A 16,904-nucleotide genomic window follows, 5' to 3' on the forward strand; every position below is an offset into this window, starting at 1 on the left:
TTATCTCGTGATATTTTTAATATTGGTCAGCACTAGCGAATGACCATGGTGTTTTGCCACCAGCGGCACCAGGCGCTCAAGCGCATGCAGAATGCTGCCATCATAGGGCGTGGGTTCTTCAGGATAGTCCGACCAGGACAATCCTTGGTCATCCAGCAAACGCAGACTGTCGGCTCGCACCCAAAACATAGTACCGACCGGAAACACAATATGCCGTGGCAGTACCGGCATGCCGATTTTTTCTTGGAGCACTTGGGCATACGGTAGATTGAGCCCCCAGTCAACAATGTGTGGGTCGTCAGCAAACACAATGCCCACCTCCGGGTCTTGCAACATCCTTGAGATTATTATATCGGCCATCGGAAATTCTTTACCGAGCAGATTCTCAAGTAAAAAATCGTACCATATCCGTCCTACTTCCGGATTATCTTGATGCTTGCTCTTCTTTGTGTGCAGATGCCCGACAATGTCATACTCGCGAAGATGGCGCTTGCCAAATGCACTGATGAAAGGACCAATGTCCCTGCCTTTGTTCGGGACGACCTCAATCGCTATGACCTTGCCATCATAGGCCTTGCAAATTTCCTCAAGCGCTGACTTTACCTGTTCCGTCGGCACGCTCAGGAACAGATCTGGCCTGACCGTATTCCTAGCCAGACACGCCAACATTTCCTCAAACAAATCCGCGTAAAAAACATGCACATGCATGGCAATGCGCGTGCCTGGCGGTATGGACGACACCGGCGAGGAAGGGGTCAGCAGGTCACTGCGCCAAGGCCCGTTCGGTTGCCCTGCTCTGATATAGGACGCCAAAGGATCATGGCCCACCACATAATCGTCTGACTGCTCGGCGAATATACCGGGATGAAACCCTGGGAATAACTTGCGCTCTTCGATCTGCGTCGCCCATGCTCGAATGAATGTCCGCAGCGTATCAAACTCACTGGGCGATCTCAGGTAGCGCGGAATAAAATCCGACCGGTAGAGGCCTGAGGCGGCGATGGTTTCATAGTCAAGCCGTTCTTGCCGGGCCTGGGCTATGGCTCCCAAGGCCACCTCCTCCAACCCTGCAATATAGGCAGGCATCGAGAACGCCTGAGTGGCATGTGCTTGCATCACTTTGGAGACCCGGGAAAAGGCTTCCGGGTCGCCAAGCAGCGCGATGAGCTTGGTCGCCATGTCCGGCACGTGAAGGTAACGTGCGACGCAGGCTTCAGCTTCACCACACGCCTCCAACACGTCCACAATGCCCGTAGTGCGGTCAAAGCACAGGACTGGAAGCCCCACGCTCATCGCATCGATAGCCACATTGGGCAAAGGATCCAGCCTGGACGTGATGAGAACAGCCGAGGCTTCTTCATAGGCAACTTTTATGGCCGTGGTTTCAGGAATAAAAGTAACATGATTTTCCAGGCCCGCCCGAAGCACTTGGTCATACAGATAAGCAGAATATTGAATGTCTCGCTCGGGGTCGTAGCCTTTACCCACCCAGACAAAATGTAAGTTATCCATTTCTCCGAGTTCAAGAATACGCGTCGCACAATCAATAAACAAATCAACGCCTTTACGTAGCTGAATCAACCCAGCGCCGAGGACGATACGCTTGTGATCACCCTTCAGTTGCAGGAAGACGCTACGCAGCCTTTCCTCCTCATGTCGAAGCGACTCAAGATCCGTCTCGGAGAACGTGACCTCACATCGACCCTGAGGCAGAATCTCCACTGGGCAATGTGCCAACACCGGAAGCTCTCTCACCGCGCTCTGATGGATGACCTTCGAAGAGTACACCGTCCGCGTAGACCAAAACATCGCTTCCAGAAACGCCGTTTTGGGGCGAGTGTAAGCGGTGAACTCGTGGATCAGGGTGAGGGTGGGAATAAAGTTCGCGGCCAATCCGGTGAGCACGACCCTGGACTCGACACTGTTGACGATGGCGTACTTGATCGGGCACGCACGGCATATTTTGTCCATTAACAAGCGTGCGTGGTCGGGGCTCGCTCTTAGCCCCTTGGAATCAATAACCAAGGCCCCGGACAGACGAAACTCTTCTTCGAGTTCGCCGCCACCCAAAATCATTGCAATAACGTTGTAGCGACGTTTGAGCTCAATGATCAGGTTGAGACTCAACACGGGAGCGCCTGTCCTGGACGCCTCATGACTGATCACCATGACGGTCTCACGTGCAGGGTCGAGCTGGGCAAACTCGCTTTCAGTGGCGAGGGTTGGTGATTTGCCCACCCGACCTTCCTTCTGACCATGAAAAACAAAATGGCTGAAGGGATCAACACCCGCATCACGAATATCTGGATATTGGTTAAGGTAAAATTCAGCGTCAAATTCTACCTCTTTGCCACGCAGCGCCACAAAGGCTCTGGCGTACAGCCCCTGGCCCTTGGCCAAAAACATCTTTTTTAGTCGCGCGCCACTACCGCGCAATGGTTTATTTATCTGGCTCATTCGATGACTGCGCTAAAGTTAGTAGGTGACGCCCGAAACAACGGTCGTGGAAACGCCCATATTCCCGCGGGCACACGCTTGCGGAAGAAGCCGCGTGAGGATCCTTTCTCGTGACCGCACATCAGCTTTCTGGCTTTCCAGAAAATCCGTCCATACAGGGATGTTCTCGACCAAGGGAATGAGGGTCCCAGGGACCGCCCAGAACGCGCCGTTGACCGGATAAGAGGCGTGTTGGGAAGCGGGCCGGGGGAAGCCGAGCGCGTCGCAAAGAGATGATAACAAACTTGCTTCAGCCGGCAGAAACTCGAGATTGGGGTCCTCTGGAAACACCAGGCCGTTGAGGGGCGTTCCCTGCGCCCCCGTGAACTGCCAGCCGATCGCTTTCAACGCAGGATGGATGCCGCCGACAAGATTTTCGAGCACGTAGTGGTGATAGGCCGATGAAGACGTAAAATCACTCGCGGGAGGGGCAATCGCCATATCAATATGACCGATCATGTCGAGAGACTTATATGATGACGTGGACAAATGCGCCAACATCGTCTGCATCGGACACCCGCGACTGACCACCGTCTTCATCGGGACTTGAAGCTCGGCTTTGAGCCATTGACTCATCATGAGGCTTGTTGCTTCATCAGGCACCAACAGCACCACATCCACACGGGCGAAACTGTCGTCCAGCTTTTTGAGGACAGCGGCTAGCTGCTCCGTGGATGCAACGCTCAGGTAGAGGCGTGATTGGCATTTGATGAGCTCAAATGGGACCTCGCGCCAATCAAGGTGTTGAGTATCCCACACCCCTTCAGGTCGCCCCGCTCTGAGATAATGAGCCAATGGGTCCTGCGGTCCCACCGCCGCTCGGTTGAGGTCCTGATAGACCGCAGGGTTGAAACCCGGAAAGAATTTGCGGCGCAGGATTCCCCGCGACCAGGAGCGAACATACCTTCGACTTGCCGTTAACGCATCGTGCAAGTCGAGCCCTGCGGGGGGGTAGTAGCCGGGATCAAACAACTCTGACTCGGCAATGGTGACAGTATCTGCCCATTCTAATTGCAGCGTACTGACGTGACGGTCGGCCATGTCAACCAGCTTATCAACATAGGCTGGCATGTCGAAAACCTGCAAGGCCACTTCCTTGCTTAGCGACCCTACCCGGGTTCTTTCCGCGTCCGAGCTAGCCAGCGCAATGACTTTCATGGCCATGTCCGCTGTGTCGAGGTACTGCGCGACGCAGGGGTCTCCTAATCCGTGACGCGTCAGGATATCCGCGATACCCGTGGTTCGGTCAAAACACAAGACGGGCAGTCCGCACATCAAAGCATCGATAGCCACGTTAGGCAAAGGATCCAGCCTGGACGTGACCACGAGCATATCGCTGAGGCTGTAGACTTCCTGAATCAGGGCGGTCTCAGTGATGACACTAAATCGATCAGCGATGCCGGCACGTTGAATCTGATCAAAGAGATAGACCGAGTAGGCGATATCAACTTCGGGATCGTAATTGTCGCCAATCCAGACAAACCGACACCGCGACCCAACCTCCGAGTTGAGCACGCGTGTCGCGCACTCAATAAACAAATCCACGCCTTTGCGAATTTGTACCCGTCCCGCCCCGAGTATCACGATACTGTCATCTGCTTCACCCCGGGGCCGGATGGCATGATGCAGGCGTGCCTTCTCGGCAGACACCTCGTCTTTAAAACCCATTTCTCCGGGTACCTCGCTTTTACCTTGCGGGAGTACCGCCAGCTCGCAATTTCTCAGCTCCGGGATGACCAAGGCGGCACTTTCAAGTGTGACATCGGCTGAAAATACAGTCTGGCTCGCCCACAGCAGGGCATTTTGAATAGCCACCCGCGGCCGGGTATAGACAGCGAACTCATGAATCAAACTGACGGTTGGAATAAACCGTTCTGCCAAGGGTTGTAACGCGAGATACGAATCCAGACTGTTGACGATCGCAAACTCAAATTTAACGCTGTCCAAGAATGCGTTCAACGCCCACTGGACGGCTACGGGATGGGCTCGTGAAATCGGACCAGCAACGCTTGCACCTGCTGCACTGAAGGCGTTGAGCAGCGGCCCACCACCAAACAGCAGGACCACCACGTTGAAATTTTGAGTCAACCGTTCTGTTATGTTTAAGCTTAAGACAGGGGCCCCGGTGCGTGACGCTTCGTGACTGACCAGCAAGACCGTCTGCTTCAAAGGATCGAAGGTATCGAGTGGACGACTCAATCTGATGGCAGGGACACAACCCAGCCGACCCTCGAACTGCCCATGGTTGATAAAATGCAGTTCAGGATCCACCTCGCTGGCCGCGATATCCGCATACATTGCCAGATAGAATTCAGGGTCAAATACGACGCTGTCAGCCACTTCATCCGGAGCAATTCGAGCTGCCGGCTCAGCGCGGATCACGGACCCCTGTGAACCCTCCAGGGGAGCATCATCAGAGAGGTCCCGTTCCAAGGCCGTGACGTCAGCAAAAGACGGGACCGCAGGTGAACCCAGTCGTCCTTCCTGCACCCCATTGCAGAGAAAGTGAATAACAGGTGAAAGACCGGATTGAGCGACATCGGGATACGCTTGCAAATAAAACGCCTCGTCAAAAGCGACGCCGTCTGCCAGCGTGACCCGTGGCAATGCTTTATCTTTCGCAACCATGTTGAGCATGCGCCAGGCGCGCAAACTGAAGAAAGAGCGCCATGCACGAGCCAGTACCTCGACCTGCTCCAGCAAGCGCTCTTGAAGGGGCCGTAGCAACTGAAGCTCCGACCGTTGTGCCGCAGCGTGCTCCGAAATCGCTAGCAACTGCTGACTTAGCGCTTCGTTTTGCACCGTGAATTGCTGGATCGCTTGCGTGGCGTCCCGATTTTGGAAAAGCAGCTGATCATGCGCCAGCTGAGCCTCTTCGATTTTTTTGCGCAGGCTCTGCTGTCTTGACAAGACTTCTTCACGTTCAGCCAAAAGCTCGTCACGCTCGCTGACCAATGCAACCAATTCTGCCTGGGTGGTCACCCATTCCAAGTTCATCTCGGGTAACGGCAGCGTTGCTTCATTCAAACGGGCAGCGAGCTCAATGAGCCGGGTATCTCTTTCGACGATACCCTGATTCGCCATGACGTGAGCAAGCTCTGCTGCTGTCGTGAGCCGAGTGAGCGTCGCCATCTGCTTCAGCTCAGTCATCAAAGGCGCGAGGCGCGACTCAAACTCAGTGCTGTCCAGGGACAGACGATCGAGTGAGCACTCGTGCAGCAGGCGATACGTCCGGACAAGCAATGGATGGTCATCTTCCAGAGCGACCAGTTCCGCAGCGTCATGGTTGCCATGGCGCAGACCTGTATCGAGAAACTCTTCTGCGTAAGTCTTGAATGCCTCTTGCGTAGGGGGAACGAGTTCCAGCGCTGCAGCTATTCGCTCAAGCTGTTGCCGAGGCGCTTCCAGCAGTTCATCGTACTCAACGACCAAACGCTTATGCCGGGCGGAGTGAGCGACAGCCTGGAGCATATGCTCCAACCAAAGTACATAGGCTTTGACACTCGGCATGTGGTTACGAACCGCCAGCGACGCGGCCACATTCAGTGGATTACGCAGGGCAATGACATACCCGACTTCCCACCCCAGTTCGCCGAGCACGCGGGACCAATACGGTAATAACCTGGCGATCCGCGGATCCTTCATCCCCCAGACATCGAGACCCGTGGTCTTGGTCAGCAGCAACTGTTTTGCATGCTCTAACGACTCAACGATACTGGGGACGCTGAACAGATCAGGCTCTACCACCCCCATCAGATCGTGGGCGGAGTTTAAATGGGTCAACAGCTCGTTATTCAATGCAATGACGTCGCTGTCCTCCCAAAAGCCCGTCGGATTGTCCGGACCTGCGGGATGCAGATTACTGCCCAAAGACACGCCCAGTGTGTCGAGTGCTCGGGTAAGCGCGCTGGTGCCACTGCGGTGCATGCCCAACACAATGATGATTTTTTTTGCACTCATGAAGTCAAAACGCCTTCAACAAAATGTAGCGTCGGAACGCAGTTAAAGTCGACAATACTCGTCGCAAGACTTTGGGATTCGGGCATGACGCGAAAAGCGGCTACATCAAGAGCGCGATGCAGGAATGTTTCGATTTGGTCGGATATCCCGGTGACGCCGGCGTTCAAAAAATAGACGCCCGCGGTGAGACGGCAGGTGAATTCAAACTGTACATTCACACAGGCACCCGCCTCTACCCACTCTAATGCTTCGGCTACGGTAGGGGCCGACATGGCGCCACCGAGTTCGGCCCCGCTGACGGTCTTGATCAGCATGCTGAACCTTACCCGCTCTGACAACCGAGAAAAATCCACTGTATAGCGATAGCGATACTGCCGCCCGCGCACCAGGTTGTTTACCCTGACGCCCGTCATGGTGTAAATACCAGGCTCCCTGATACGGGCCCCCTTGTCTTCGTACTCTATCGTGCTGTCAGGCTTGAGCCCGGGATCAAAACTTTCATCCGTCGTGGGCTCCGGGTTCGACGCGAGGTCCTCGGAAGGCAACGCCGCCACACCCGTGGCCAGCGCTCCAGAAATGATTTGCTGACGTATGATCGACCGTCTATCAGAAGCGGCATACAGCATTTTTTGATAGTTACCCACCACTTGCTTGGGTAAACCTTCGGTCAACATGTCACCGCTGTCCAACAAGATCGCCCGGTCACACAGCTCCACGATGGCACTTCCAGCATGCGATACAAACAAGATGGTGGCGCCTTTCTGCCGGATCGCCTCGATTCTTGAAAAACATTTCCGCTGAAACAGTTCGTCTCCCACCGATAACGCTTCATCAACGATCAGGATTTCTGGATCCGCATTGATCGCTACGGCAAAGGCCAGCCGAACGGCCATCCCGCTCGAGTACGACTTGACCTGCTGATCGATAAAATCGCCGATATCCGCGAAGGCTTCAATCTCGGTAAATCGCTGATCAATCTCCTGGCGTGACAGCCCCAGGATGGTGCCATTGAGGTACACGTTCTCCCGGCCAGTAAAGTCGGGATTGAATCCCGACCCCAACTCCAGCAAGGCAGCGATCCGACCATTGACTTGAACATCCCCTGCCGTCGGACTCAATGTACCGCAAATAATCTGTAACAACGTGGACTTACCGGACCCGTTCTTGCCAATGATACCGACAGTTTCACCCTTGGCGACCTCGAAGTTTATATTCTTGAGCGCCCAGAATTCCCTGTAGTACTTGACGTCCGTGCGGCCCATCCGTTTTTTGACAGGGGCCACCAATAACTGCTGCAGCCGTTGACGCGGGCGATCATAAATATGAAAGCACTTGCTCAGGCCGGAAACTCGAATCGCCAAAGGAGACGCCGAGACCGGCGTCGCTAGAACCGGGTCAGACAGTAAAATATCAGAGGACATCAGCAAACCCCGAGCGCGTTTTCTGGAACCATGCATAACCGGCCGCCGCAACCAGCAGGGCGGCCACCAGATAGATGCCAAGTCCGAAAAAATCGGGCAGGCGACCCCACACCAGGACCTCGCGCATCTGTTCGATGATGAACGTCAGCGGATTAAGCAGAATGATGGACTGGTATTGCACGGGCAATGAGTGCACGGGGAAAAAAACCGGCGAAAGAAAAAGCATGATGGTGGTAATGATGCCGGTCGTTTGTCCGACATCCTGCAAATAGACCCCAAGAGAGGCAAGCATCCAGGCAAAACCCAGCGTCATGAGCAATAGTGGCAATATGACCAACGGGGCCAACAGCACAGTGACATGAGGCACCCCCTGAAACGCTGTATAAGCCAGCAACAACACGAACACACTGACCAGACTGTGGAACAATGCCGCCCCTAACGTGACCACCGGCAAGATTTCCAGAGGAAACACGACTTTTTTGACATAGTTGACGTTACTCAAAACAATACTGGGCGCTCGATTGATGACTTCGGCAAAAACAGCGTGCACAATCAGCCCGGTAAACAACATGATGGCAAACATCGTTTTGCTTTCTGCGGTACCGGGGGGCGAAATGCCCCAGCGAGACTTGAACACCACAGAAAAAACAAACGTATAAACACTTAACATCAGCAACGGATTCAAAAAAGACCACAGCAAACCGAGCACTGACCCCCGATAGCGGCCAACAACTTCACGCTTGGTCATCTGAAAAATAAGATGCCGGTGAACCACTAAACTTTTAACCAGTCCTAGCAGGGTGCAATTTACGGGTGAAGCACTCATTAAAATACCTGAACTTCAAGAAATGGATAAGCCATGCCGTCTGCTACGGAACGCCCTGGTTCGACGTGGCGACAATGGCATAACTGAAAGTGACGTGCCTGGCAGCCCAATGTAAATCGAGTCATATTCAAATTCTTTTTATCAAGACAGCCAACGCCAGGCCCAGATTACCAAAGACCGTCTGGCGGTACAGCCGGCTTGAGGCGATTAGAAACACCCTGGGTAATAAGGATGCCTGCCGGGCGCGATCAAACCGTTCCAGGACGTTTAGATTCATCGGTGTCAAATGATCTTGCACCCGCCTCAGCCCGCTGATATTGCGCTCGTTCCACTCGGAGAATGTACCGCCCAATAACCGTTGCAGTCGAAAGACTCGACTTCTCAGAGTGATGCCAGCACCGATTATATTTTCGGCGTGCTGCCGATAATCCAATGTGGGGACTTTGTCGTAATGGACCTTGCCGCCACACCCAGTGATGAGCAAGTAAGCCCACCAATCATGGCAGACCAGCGGCATATCACTGGGCGTCAGGGCGAGTACGCGGCAGCCCCCGGCATTGATCACCATGGTGTTGCCGCCGGCAATGTTCTGGGTCAGGGCATTTTTGAATGTGGGAGGCTTGTTGAACAGAGGAGAAAAGCCGCTTTCCTTACCCGCCTCATCCACCACGCGGGTACGACCGCAATAAAGCGCTGGGACTTCATCAGGCTGCAGGGTGAGCCAATCTGCCGCCCGTTCCAGCTTTTCGGCGTGCCATCGATCGTCCTGATCGCAGAAGGCGTAGAACCGGTGATGCCCGCTGGCCCTGCCTAGAACCGAAAGAAAATTTTTGGAGAAGCCCTGTCTGGGCCCTTTAAAAATCTTGAGGCGGTCATGGCCCCACGCTGCCTGATAATTTGAAAGGATGGCAAGCGTGCCATCGGTCGAGCCATCGTCTGAGGCGTAGACAACCCAATCTCCGCAGGTCTGTGCCGAAATTGAGTCCAGCTGTTCAGCCAAATAGCGGCCGCCATTGAATGTGCAGAGTAAAACCGCGACACAGGGCGTCGTACTCGAGTCCTTGATCGGCATCGTCATTATGACTGAGCTCGGCTGTCAACAGACAAATTGAAGATCCTTTCAATGGCAATCAAACAGACCTACCTAATTAGCAGAAGCGATAGAGTCTAACGTTTTTAATAGCAAAGCTACAGCATCGTATCATTTCGGACAGGCATCGGAATTCAGGTAAAATCAGGCTTCCTGATACGTTGCTTCCTGGCCCGGGCTGTCCGGCGTAGACCCTCCTTGAGGGATACCATCGGCGCCCAGCCGAGTACCTCTCGCGTTTCCCGGATATCGACCTGCAGCGACCCGCACAGCCTTTGTCCAACCTTACCCCGCCCTATCAACATCGTGGCTGCCTTGAGCAGCCCCATAGGTACAGGGAGCAACACGGTCTTGGAACCCAGAGCTTTGGCGAGAACGCGGAGCAGCCTCGTGGTCGAGATATCTTCACCGTCGCTCACCAGAAAAACTCGACCAGCGGCCAGCGGGTGGTGGATGCAGGTCACTATGAGATCCACCAGGTTGTCGAGACCTACCAGGCTGCGCCGATTGTCAACCGCGCCCAGAGGTAACGGCCAACCGCGGATCAGCCACGCCAGCATGCTTTCGAAGTTAGCCTTCACCCCTGGCCCGTAAACCAGCGGCGGCCTGACGATAACGATGTCCATAGAAGTTCGCCCGGCCAGCTCCCTCAGGCCTGTTTCGGCCTCTAGCTTGGACAGACCATAGGCATCCTCCGGCGCAGGCACATCACGCGCAGCAAAAGCTGTGCCGTTCTGTGTTTGCTCACCGTTGACCTTGATCGAACTGACAAATATGAAGCGCCGCACCCCGGAATGTGCAGCATGCCGAGCCAGAGCCAGCGTTCCCTCGACATTGCTTTGACGGAAAGCTGCCAGAGCCGATTGCGGATCCTCGGCAGCCATCACATGAACTCGCGCAGCAGCATGTATTACGGTGTCGATGTCGTCGAGCATGGGTAGCGACAAGGGGGTGTCGAGGTCATATTGCCGGCTCTGCACAGATGAAATTACAGACTGGACCGAGCGTATTCCTGCCACCGGCTCATCAACAGCATCTTCCACCAGTCGCGCAACAATTGCCCCGCCCACAAAACCACTGGCACCCGTGACGAACACCTTGGACATACCCGTCATTGCCCAAGCAGCTCCCTGAGCGTGTTCTCGACACTGAGCTGCCAATGAGGGAGGTACAGCGAAAATTCCGAGGTCAACTTGTGCGTGCTCATGCGGGAGTTCAAAGGGCGGACCGTAATCGATGGGTACTCTGTACTGGCAACCCCGTTGAGGCTATGGGCTTTCAAGCGCGCACCATGATGCTGCGCACGGTCGATCAAGAATTTCGCGTATTCATACCATGATGTTTCACCGGCATTGCAGACGTGATAAAGGCCGCCCACCGCACCGTCACGGTGCACAGCAGGGATCAATTGAGCCGCGACATCTGCGAGGAGCGCTGCTCCCGTGGGAGCCCCGACCTGATCGTTGATGACATTCAGCGAATCTCGCTCAGCCGCCAGACGCAGGATAGTTTTGGCAAAATTACTGCGCCGAGCACTGTAAACCCAACTGGTACGCAGTATCAGATGGCGGCATCCCGACAGTTGGATGGCCTGCTCCCCCCCCAACTTGCTCATCCCATAATGATTGAGCGGTTCTGCCACATCTGTCTCCGTCCATGGCCGATTGTTCGTGCCATTGAAGACATAGTCCGTTGAGTAATGAACCAGCAAGGCTCCCTGACGCTCTGCCTCCTGAGCCATAACGCCCACCGCCAAGGTATTGATCAACGTTGCTTCGTGGCGCTGGGTCTCTGCGCTATCCACCTGTGTAAAAGCGGCTGCATTGACGATGACATCTGGCATGACAAGGCGCAGCGTAGTCCTCAAGGCATCAAGCCGAGAAATATCGCCACTCAAACCGCCCGCAGCTGTATGACGGTCCAGCGCAATGACCTCGCCCAACGGCGCCAGCGCTCTCTGGAGTTCCCAGCCGATCTGACCGTCTTTGCCCAACAAAAGAATTTTCATGGTTGAATGCGCATCGCCTGATTCCGCCCTTGTCATGTACCACGTCCTTATCCGCCGACCACTCTTGAATCCGCAGCCTGCATGCAAAATCCAGCTATTGATTTTCACCCACCTCGACAGCCGAGTCCAGCCACGCAATTGTAACCGGTGACCCCACGCAAGCGGTGAATGGCAGGCTTGCGCCATGGCAACTATCGAAACGAAATCGCCGAGATGAGGCAAACCAGCGCGAACAGAAGCTGGTCGCGTCGGCGGCGGCGGCAGGCAGGCGCTCTCAATGCCAGATACAACAGGTAGCGCCTGCTAAATGACAGATAGCGATAGAACGCCGGGGTGTGCGGCGCCGCTGTCAGGCGGGAGATCAACTGAACCTGGGTGAACCAGAGACCTGATCCGATATCTGCCCACCGTTTGCGCAGCGATTTGACACTGGTGTTGGCACCCAGTTGGTTACTGGGATGCTGCCGGTACTCCATGGACGGTTCGGGATCGATATACCAGCGCAGGCCGCGACTCCGCACCCAGGAATAGATAAACCAGTCGTGAAAATTGACATCCCATAACGGCTTGAATACCTCACGCACATGGTCCTGCAGCGGCTGGGCGGTCGCGGTCGGCAGCACGTAGGTACAGCCAGGCCCCCCCGCCTCGAAAAGGTAGTCATATTTCACCTGAGGCTGGGACTTCTCGAGCACCAGCCGTCGCCCATCGGGCCAGAAGGCCATGACATTGCTGGAGTAACCTGCGTCTCCCGTCTGTGAGAGGTGCGCCACGGCTCGCGCCAACTTATCCGAATGCCAGATGTCGTCTTGGTCTGCCAGCGCGACAAAGTCGACCTGCGCCAGGTCGACTTGAGAGATCAGGTAAAAGAAGTTTCGGGCGGCACAACCAAAAGGGCCACCAAAGGGCAATACCTTTGTATTGGGGTGCTCGCTGGCATAACGTGCGCAAAGCTCAACGGTGTCATCAGTACACCTGTCTACGCTAATCCAAAGCTGCACACAGACACCTTGCTGCTGTTGGATGGACGCCAGTTGCTCGCCGAGCCATTCAGCGCCATTGTACGCCGCCACCAAAACAGCAACCCTAGGTATTCCAGCAATCAAAACATAGCCCGTTGATATGCAGCATTAGTCGGTGAACTCAAGAGTGGGTGAATCGCCCTTCAGGAATGGCACAGCAACGTATCGATACAACGGCTGTGCCTTTCCTGGGTGGGTCAGCCCTTGATCAGTGCTTCGATTTCCGCCACCCGCTCCGCCACCAGCGCCTCACTTCCACGGCTTTCTACGTTCAACCGCAGCAACGGCTCAGTATTCGACCCGCGCAAGCTAAACCGCCACTCAGCAAACTCAACGCTGATCCCATCCGTCCGATCCACATGCGGATTCTGCGGCGTATAGAAAGCCATGATCTTCTCGATCTTGCCCTTCACGTCGTCAACCTCGTAGTTGATCTCACCGCTGCAAGGGAACTTGCCGATGCGCTCATCCACCAACTGCGCCAATGACTTGCCGCTGACGCTCATCAACTCCACAACCAGCAACCACGGAATGTTGCCACTGTCGCAGTAGGCAAAATCACGGAAGTAGTGGTGCGCACTCATCTCGCCGCCGTACAGGGCATCTTCCAGGCGCATGCGCTCCTTGATGAACGCGTGGCCGGTCTTGCTCTGGATGGCGACACCGCCAGCGGCTTCCACTTGCTCGATGGTGTTCCAGGTCAGGCGCGGATCGTGGATGATCTTGCTGCCTGGCTTTTTGATCAACAGCATTTCCGCCAATAGGCCGACCAGGTAGTAACCTTCGATAAAGCGGCCTTTTTCGTCAAAGAAGAAGCAGCGGTCGAAGTCACCGTCCCATGCCAGGCCCAGATCGCAGTTATGTTCCAGCAATGCGTGGCGGGTCAGCTCACGGTTTTCCGGCAGCAGGGGATTGGGCACACCGTTGGGGAAGTTGCCATCAGGTTCGCCGTTGATGATGACCAGCTCAAGAGGCAGTTTTTCCGCCAAAAGCTTGAGGGTCGGACCGACTGCGCCGTTGCCCGGATCACACAGCACTTTGAGCGGCTTGAGGGATTTGACGTCGATGTAGGTCAACAAATGGTCGATGTAGGCGGACTTGTCATAAGCCTCGCGCACTTTGCCGGGAGTAGCGGCCTTCTCGTCGAAGTTGCCTTCTTCCACACGCGTGCGAACGGCGCCAAGACCAGTATCACCGCTGATGGGGCGAGATTGCTCGCGCACCAGCTTCATGCCGTTGTAACCCTTGGGGTTGTGACTGGCAGTGATCATGATGCCGCCATCCGCCTTGAGGTGGCTGGTGGCGAAGTAGACTTCTTCAGTGCCGCACAGACCAAGGTCAAGGACGTCGGCACCGGCTTCGGTCAGGCCTTTGATCAGAGCCAAGGCCAGGCCCGGGCTCTCCAGGCGCATGTCGCGACCGACAACGTAGGCTTTGCCGTGCAGTTCGGAGACAAGGGCGCGACCGATGCGGTAGGCGATGTCGTCGTTTAGATCAGCAGGTACCTGGCCACGGATGTCATAAGCCTTGAAGCAGCGTGTCTGAATAGGTGGGTACATGGCGCTCACTCGCTGAATTGTCTGGACGTATAGTTTATGCAACGTCAATTGACAGGGCTGCTACCGCTTTGTTTCTGCAGCGGTCGATATTTCCTTGCAACCCGCATTCTGACCCAGCCTGAGACCCTGGAAAAGCCCGAAAATGTTTAATTCATGGGGTATGCCGTATCTGGCTGGCTCGGGGGGGAGTCGGCCGCCCCCTTGTTTAATCAAGATGCCGTAGGTGCCGGCGTGACCACGGGCTTGGCTGACTTGGCGGCAGCGACTCGCTGGGCCTCGGCGCGCGTCAGACGCGAGCGACGGCGCAGGAAACGTTTGAGGCTGAACAGCAACGGGCCGATCAGCATGCCCAGCAACAGCCCACAGAGTACGAATACTGATACCGGGATGGCCGGCGACGACCAGGTCAGGAAATTCAACACCACGTCCTGCTGATTCTGCAGAACGAACACCAGGCAGGTAATCCCCACCACCAGCAATACAACGATCAATACCAGCTTTCTTAGCTTGCCCAACTGAATGCTCCTTATGCGCCCTCAAGCATGCTCTTCATCCTCATTGACCCGGTCACGAAGCTCTTTGCCCGGCTTGAAATGAGGCACGAATTTACCGTCCAGGCTGACCGATTGCCCTGTCTTGGGGTTACGGCCGACGCGCGGTGAACGGTAGTGCAAGGAAAAGCTGCCGAAGCCGCGGATCTCGATTCGATCACCGGTAGCGAGGCACTGGGACATTTGCTCAAGCATTGTCTTGATGGCCAGCTCGACATCCTTGGAAGAGAGTAGACCTTGATGGGTGACAATACGTTCGATCAGTTCCGACTTCGTCATATTTTTCCCTTCTTTATCAAGAAGCTAGGAAAGCACTCCGAAGGTTTTAGCATGACTTGGCGGATTTGAACAGCCCGCGTATTGACTTGTTTGGGCGGTGTAGGTTAGCGCAGCGGATTTGCACGCTTTTGCTGCACGAACAGGAACAAGGTCAGCGTGCATGCTTCAAAGTGGGTTACAACGGTGCCGCGTTGCAATGAACAACCAAAGTGCGGCTGTACATGCCGGGCGTCCAGCCCATGAAGCCATCTTCAGGCTCGGCGTCCTTCAGATCATCGGTTCTGGTCAGGACTCGGTAACCATAAGGGCGGCAAACGTGTGTGGCCTTTTTCTCGCACTTCGCCCATGAGGAGCCAAGGCCCGAGCAACTGATCTGCAGGCTGTCCTGGCCGCGGACCTTGTGAACCTTGACCGGTGTGGTACAGGCGGCCAGCGTGGTCAGGAGCAGCAATAACGGGAAGTACTTGAAGGTCATCCGGTAACGATCCTTGGCGGGCTTGCTGCTGCTCGGTATGAGAGCGAAATCCAGAAAGCCTGGGGGAATGAAGACTTGATGATGCTTGGGGTTTGGCTGGACGGCAAGGGCCAATGAGTGTGACCCAATATGAATAGCTTGCGGGAAGTAGATGACAGAAGGGTTACGAACTCATGAATGGAAACAAGCTGGTCCCGCTTTAGGTTAGCAGCAAGGGTAGGCTGGATATGACTACCTTATGGACGAGGCAAAGGATATGCCGGGGGATTTGAAGAGCCATGGATTACGCAAGTTTCGCTGTTCCGAGGTGTCCAGGGTCTACTTGGTGACGGTAGTGACAAACTACAGGACGCGTTTGTTTGTCGATTGGATGGCTGGGAGACCGGTGGTCGAAGCATTTCGCGCGGCGGAGCACGACGGCGAAGTACAGAGCCTGTGCTGGGTAGTCATGCCGGATCACATTCATTGGTTGATGACGTTACGGGCAGGATCATTATCCAGCGTGGTTGGCCGAATGAAGTCCCGCTCTACATTGTGGGTAAACAGACAGATGGGACATGAAGGACAGATTTGGCAGCGAGGGTTTCACGATCGGGCATTACGTAGAGAGGAAGATTTGCAGGCGGTGGCCCGGTATGTCGTGAATAACCCGGTTCGAGCCGGGTTGGTGAAAAGTGTCAGAGAGTATTCCCTGTGGGATGCGATTTGGGTGTGATGGTTGCTGACCTTCAAGCCCGCGCGAGGCCATCGCGACCAAGGTCGGCTCCTACGCCACATGGGAGTGCACCCACCACTGGCGTAGGAGCAGAGCTTGCTCGCGAGGGCCGTGGCGCGTTGTGCCGGGCGGATCGCGGTGGATGCATCGCGACCAAGGTCGGCTCCTACGCCACATGGGAGTGCACCCACCACTGGCGTAGGAGCCGAGCTTGCTCGCGAGGGCCGTGGCGCGTTGTGCCGGGCGGATCGCGGTGGATGCATCGCGACCAAGGTCGGCTCCTACGCCGTTTGGGTGTGTACCCACTGCCGGCGTAGGAGCCGAGCTTGCTCGCGAAGGCCGTGGCGCGGCGTGCCGGGCGGATCGCGGTGGATGCATCGCGACCAAGGTCGGCTCCTACGCCGTTTGGGTGTGTACCCACTGCCGGCGTAGGAGCAGAGCTTGCTCGCGAGGGCCGTGGCGCGTTGTGCCGGGCGGATCGCGGTGGATGCATCGCGACCAA

The 16,904-nt window shown here is 55.5% G+C and carries 13 protein-coding genes; 1 reads left to right on the plus strand and 12 read right to left on the minus strand.

Annotated features, from left to right (window positions below):
* From HB675_RS05725 to HB675_RS05780, 12 genes are all read right to left on the minus strand, one after another.
* Positions 1-2,457, minus strand: a complete 2,457-nt coding sequence (locus HB675_RS05725) for a rhamnan synthesis F family protein (RefSeq protein ID WP_213876532.1) — start codon at positions 2,455-2,457, stop codon at positions 1-3.
* Between the two features lie 18 nt (positions 2,458-2,475).
* Complete coding sequence (locus HB675_RS05730; protein WP_213876534.1) at positions 2,476-6,456, minus strand: glycosyltransferase; 3,981 nt, start codon at positions 6,454-6,456, stop codon at positions 2,476-2,478.
* Positions 6,453-7,877 (minus strand): ABC transporter ATP-binding protein, encoded by a 1,425-nt coding sequence (locus HB675_RS05735; protein WP_213876536.1) that lies wholly within the window; start codon positions 7,875-7,877, stop codon positions 6,453-6,455. Before HB675_RS05735 ends, HB675_RS05730 begins: the two co-directional genes overlap by 4 nt.
* Positions 7,867-8,703 carry an ABC transporter permease gene (locus HB675_RS05740; RefSeq protein WP_213876538.1) on the minus strand — a complete coding sequence of 279 codons (837 nt, stop codon included), beginning with the start codon at positions 8,701-8,703 and terminating at the stop codon, positions 7,867-7,869. Before HB675_RS05740 ends, HB675_RS05735 begins: the two co-directional genes overlap by 11 nt.
* 127 nt (positions 8,704-8,830) lie before the next feature.
* On the minus strand, positions 8,831-9,781 hold the full coding sequence (locus tag HB675_RS05745) for a glycosyltransferase family 2 protein (protein WP_213876540.1): 951 nt from the start codon (positions 9,779-9,781) through the stop codon (positions 8,831-8,833).
* Between the two features lie 146 nt (positions 9,782-9,927).
* Positions 9,928-10,899 carry an NAD-dependent epimerase/dehydratase family protein gene (locus tag HB675_RS05750; RefSeq protein ID WP_345945749.1) on the minus strand — a complete coding sequence of 324 codons (972 nt, stop codon included), beginning with the start codon at positions 10,897-10,899 and terminating at the stop codon, positions 9,928-9,930.
* A gap of 5 nt (positions 10,900-10,904) precedes the next feature.
* Positions 10,905-11,801 (minus strand): dTDP-4-dehydrorhamnose reductase, encoded by an 897-nt coding sequence (gene rfbD, locus HB675_RS05755; RefSeq protein ID WP_213876591.1) that lies wholly within the window; start codon positions 11,799-11,801, stop codon positions 10,905-10,907.
* Positions 11,802-11,992: 191 nt separating this feature from the next.
* Entirely contained in the window at positions 11,993-12,907 is a 915-nt protein-coding gene (locus tag HB675_RS05760; protein WP_213876544.1) for a glycosyltransferase, read from the minus strand.
* A 113-nt stretch (positions 12,908-13,020) separates the two neighbouring features.
* Positions 13,021-14,382 (minus strand): phosphomannomutase, encoded by a 1,362-nt coding sequence (locus HB675_RS05765; RefSeq protein ID WP_213876546.1) that lies wholly within the window; start codon positions 14,380-14,382, stop codon positions 13,021-13,023.
* 209 nt (positions 14,383-14,591) lie between these two features.
* Positions 14,592-14,897, minus strand: a complete 306-nt coding sequence (locus HB675_RS05770) for a LapA family protein (protein WP_213876548.1) — start codon at positions 14,895-14,897, stop codon at positions 14,592-14,594.
* Between the two features lie 21 nt (positions 14,898-14,918).
* Positions 14,919-15,212: an integration host factor subunit beta gene (gene ihfB / locus HB675_RS05775; RefSeq protein WP_213876549.1), complete on the minus strand. Its 294-nt coding sequence runs from the start codon at positions 15,210-15,212 to the stop codon at positions 14,919-14,921.
* 175 nt (positions 15,213-15,387) lie between these two features.
* Complete coding sequence (locus tag HB675_RS05780; RefSeq protein ID WP_213876551.1) at positions 15,388-15,687, minus strand: hypothetical protein; 300 nt, start codon at positions 15,685-15,687, stop codon at positions 15,388-15,390.
* 256 nt (positions 15,688-15,943) lie between these two features.
* On the opposite strand from HB675_RS05780, the gene HB675_RS05785 reads away from it, so the two are divergent.
* Positions 15,944-16,402: a transposase gene (locus HB675_RS05785; protein ID WP_213876593.1), complete on the plus strand. Its 459-nt coding sequence runs from the start codon at positions 15,944-15,946 to the stop codon at positions 16,400-16,402.
* Positions 16,403-16,904: the final 502 nt, after the last annotated feature.

The organism is Pseudomonas sp. dw_358 (assembly GCF_018449655.1).
Taxonomy (GTDB): Bacteria; Pseudomonadota; Gammaproteobacteria; order Pseudomonadales; family Pseudomonadaceae; genus Aquipseudomonas.

Excerpts from the sequence above, each read along its gene's own strand:
- HB675_RS05725 (WP_213876532.1), bottom strand. The coding sequence starts at position 2,457 with ATGAGCCAGATAAATAAACCATTGCGCGGTAGTGGCGCGCGACTAAAA.
- HB675_RS05730 (WP_213876534.1), bottom strand. The coding sequence starts at position 6,456 with ATGAGTGCAAAAAAAATCATCATTGTGTTGGGCATGCACCGCAGTGGC.
- HB675_RS05735 (WP_213876536.1), bottom strand. The coding sequence starts at position 7,877 with ATGTCCTCTGATATTTTACTGTCTGACCCGGTTCTAGCGACGCCGGTC.
- HB675_RS05740 (WP_213876538.1), bottom strand. The coding sequence starts at position 8,703 with ATGAGTGCTTCACCCGTAAATTGCACCCTGCTAGGACTGGTTAAAAGT.
- HB675_RS05745 (WP_213876540.1), bottom strand. The coding sequence starts at position 9,781 with ATGACGATGCCGATCAAGGACTCGAGTACGACGCCCTGTGTCGCGGTT.
- HB675_RS05750 (WP_345945749.1), bottom strand. The coding sequence starts at position 10,899 with ATGTCCAAGGTGTTCGTCACGGGTGCCAGTGGTTTTGTGGGCGGGGCA.
- rfbD (WP_213876591.1), bottom strand. The coding sequence starts at position 11,801 with ATGAAAATTCTTTTGTTGGGCAAAGACGGTCAGATCGGCTGGGAACTC.
- HB675_RS05765 (WP_213876546.1), bottom strand. The coding sequence starts at position 14,382 with ATGTACCCACCTATTCAGACACGCTGCTTCAAGGCTTATGACATCCGT.
- ihfB (WP_213876549.1), bottom strand. The coding sequence starts at position 15,212 with ATGACGAAGTCGGAACTGATCGAACGTATTGTCACCCATCAAGGTCTA.
- HB675_RS05780 (WP_213876551.1), bottom strand. The coding sequence starts at position 15,687 with ATGACCTTCAAGTACTTCCCGTTATTGCTGCTCCTGACCACGCTGGCC.
- HB675_RS05785 (WP_213876593.1), top strand. The coding sequence starts at position 15,944 with ATGCCGGGGGATTTGAAGAGCCATGGATTACGCAAGTTTCGCTGTTCC.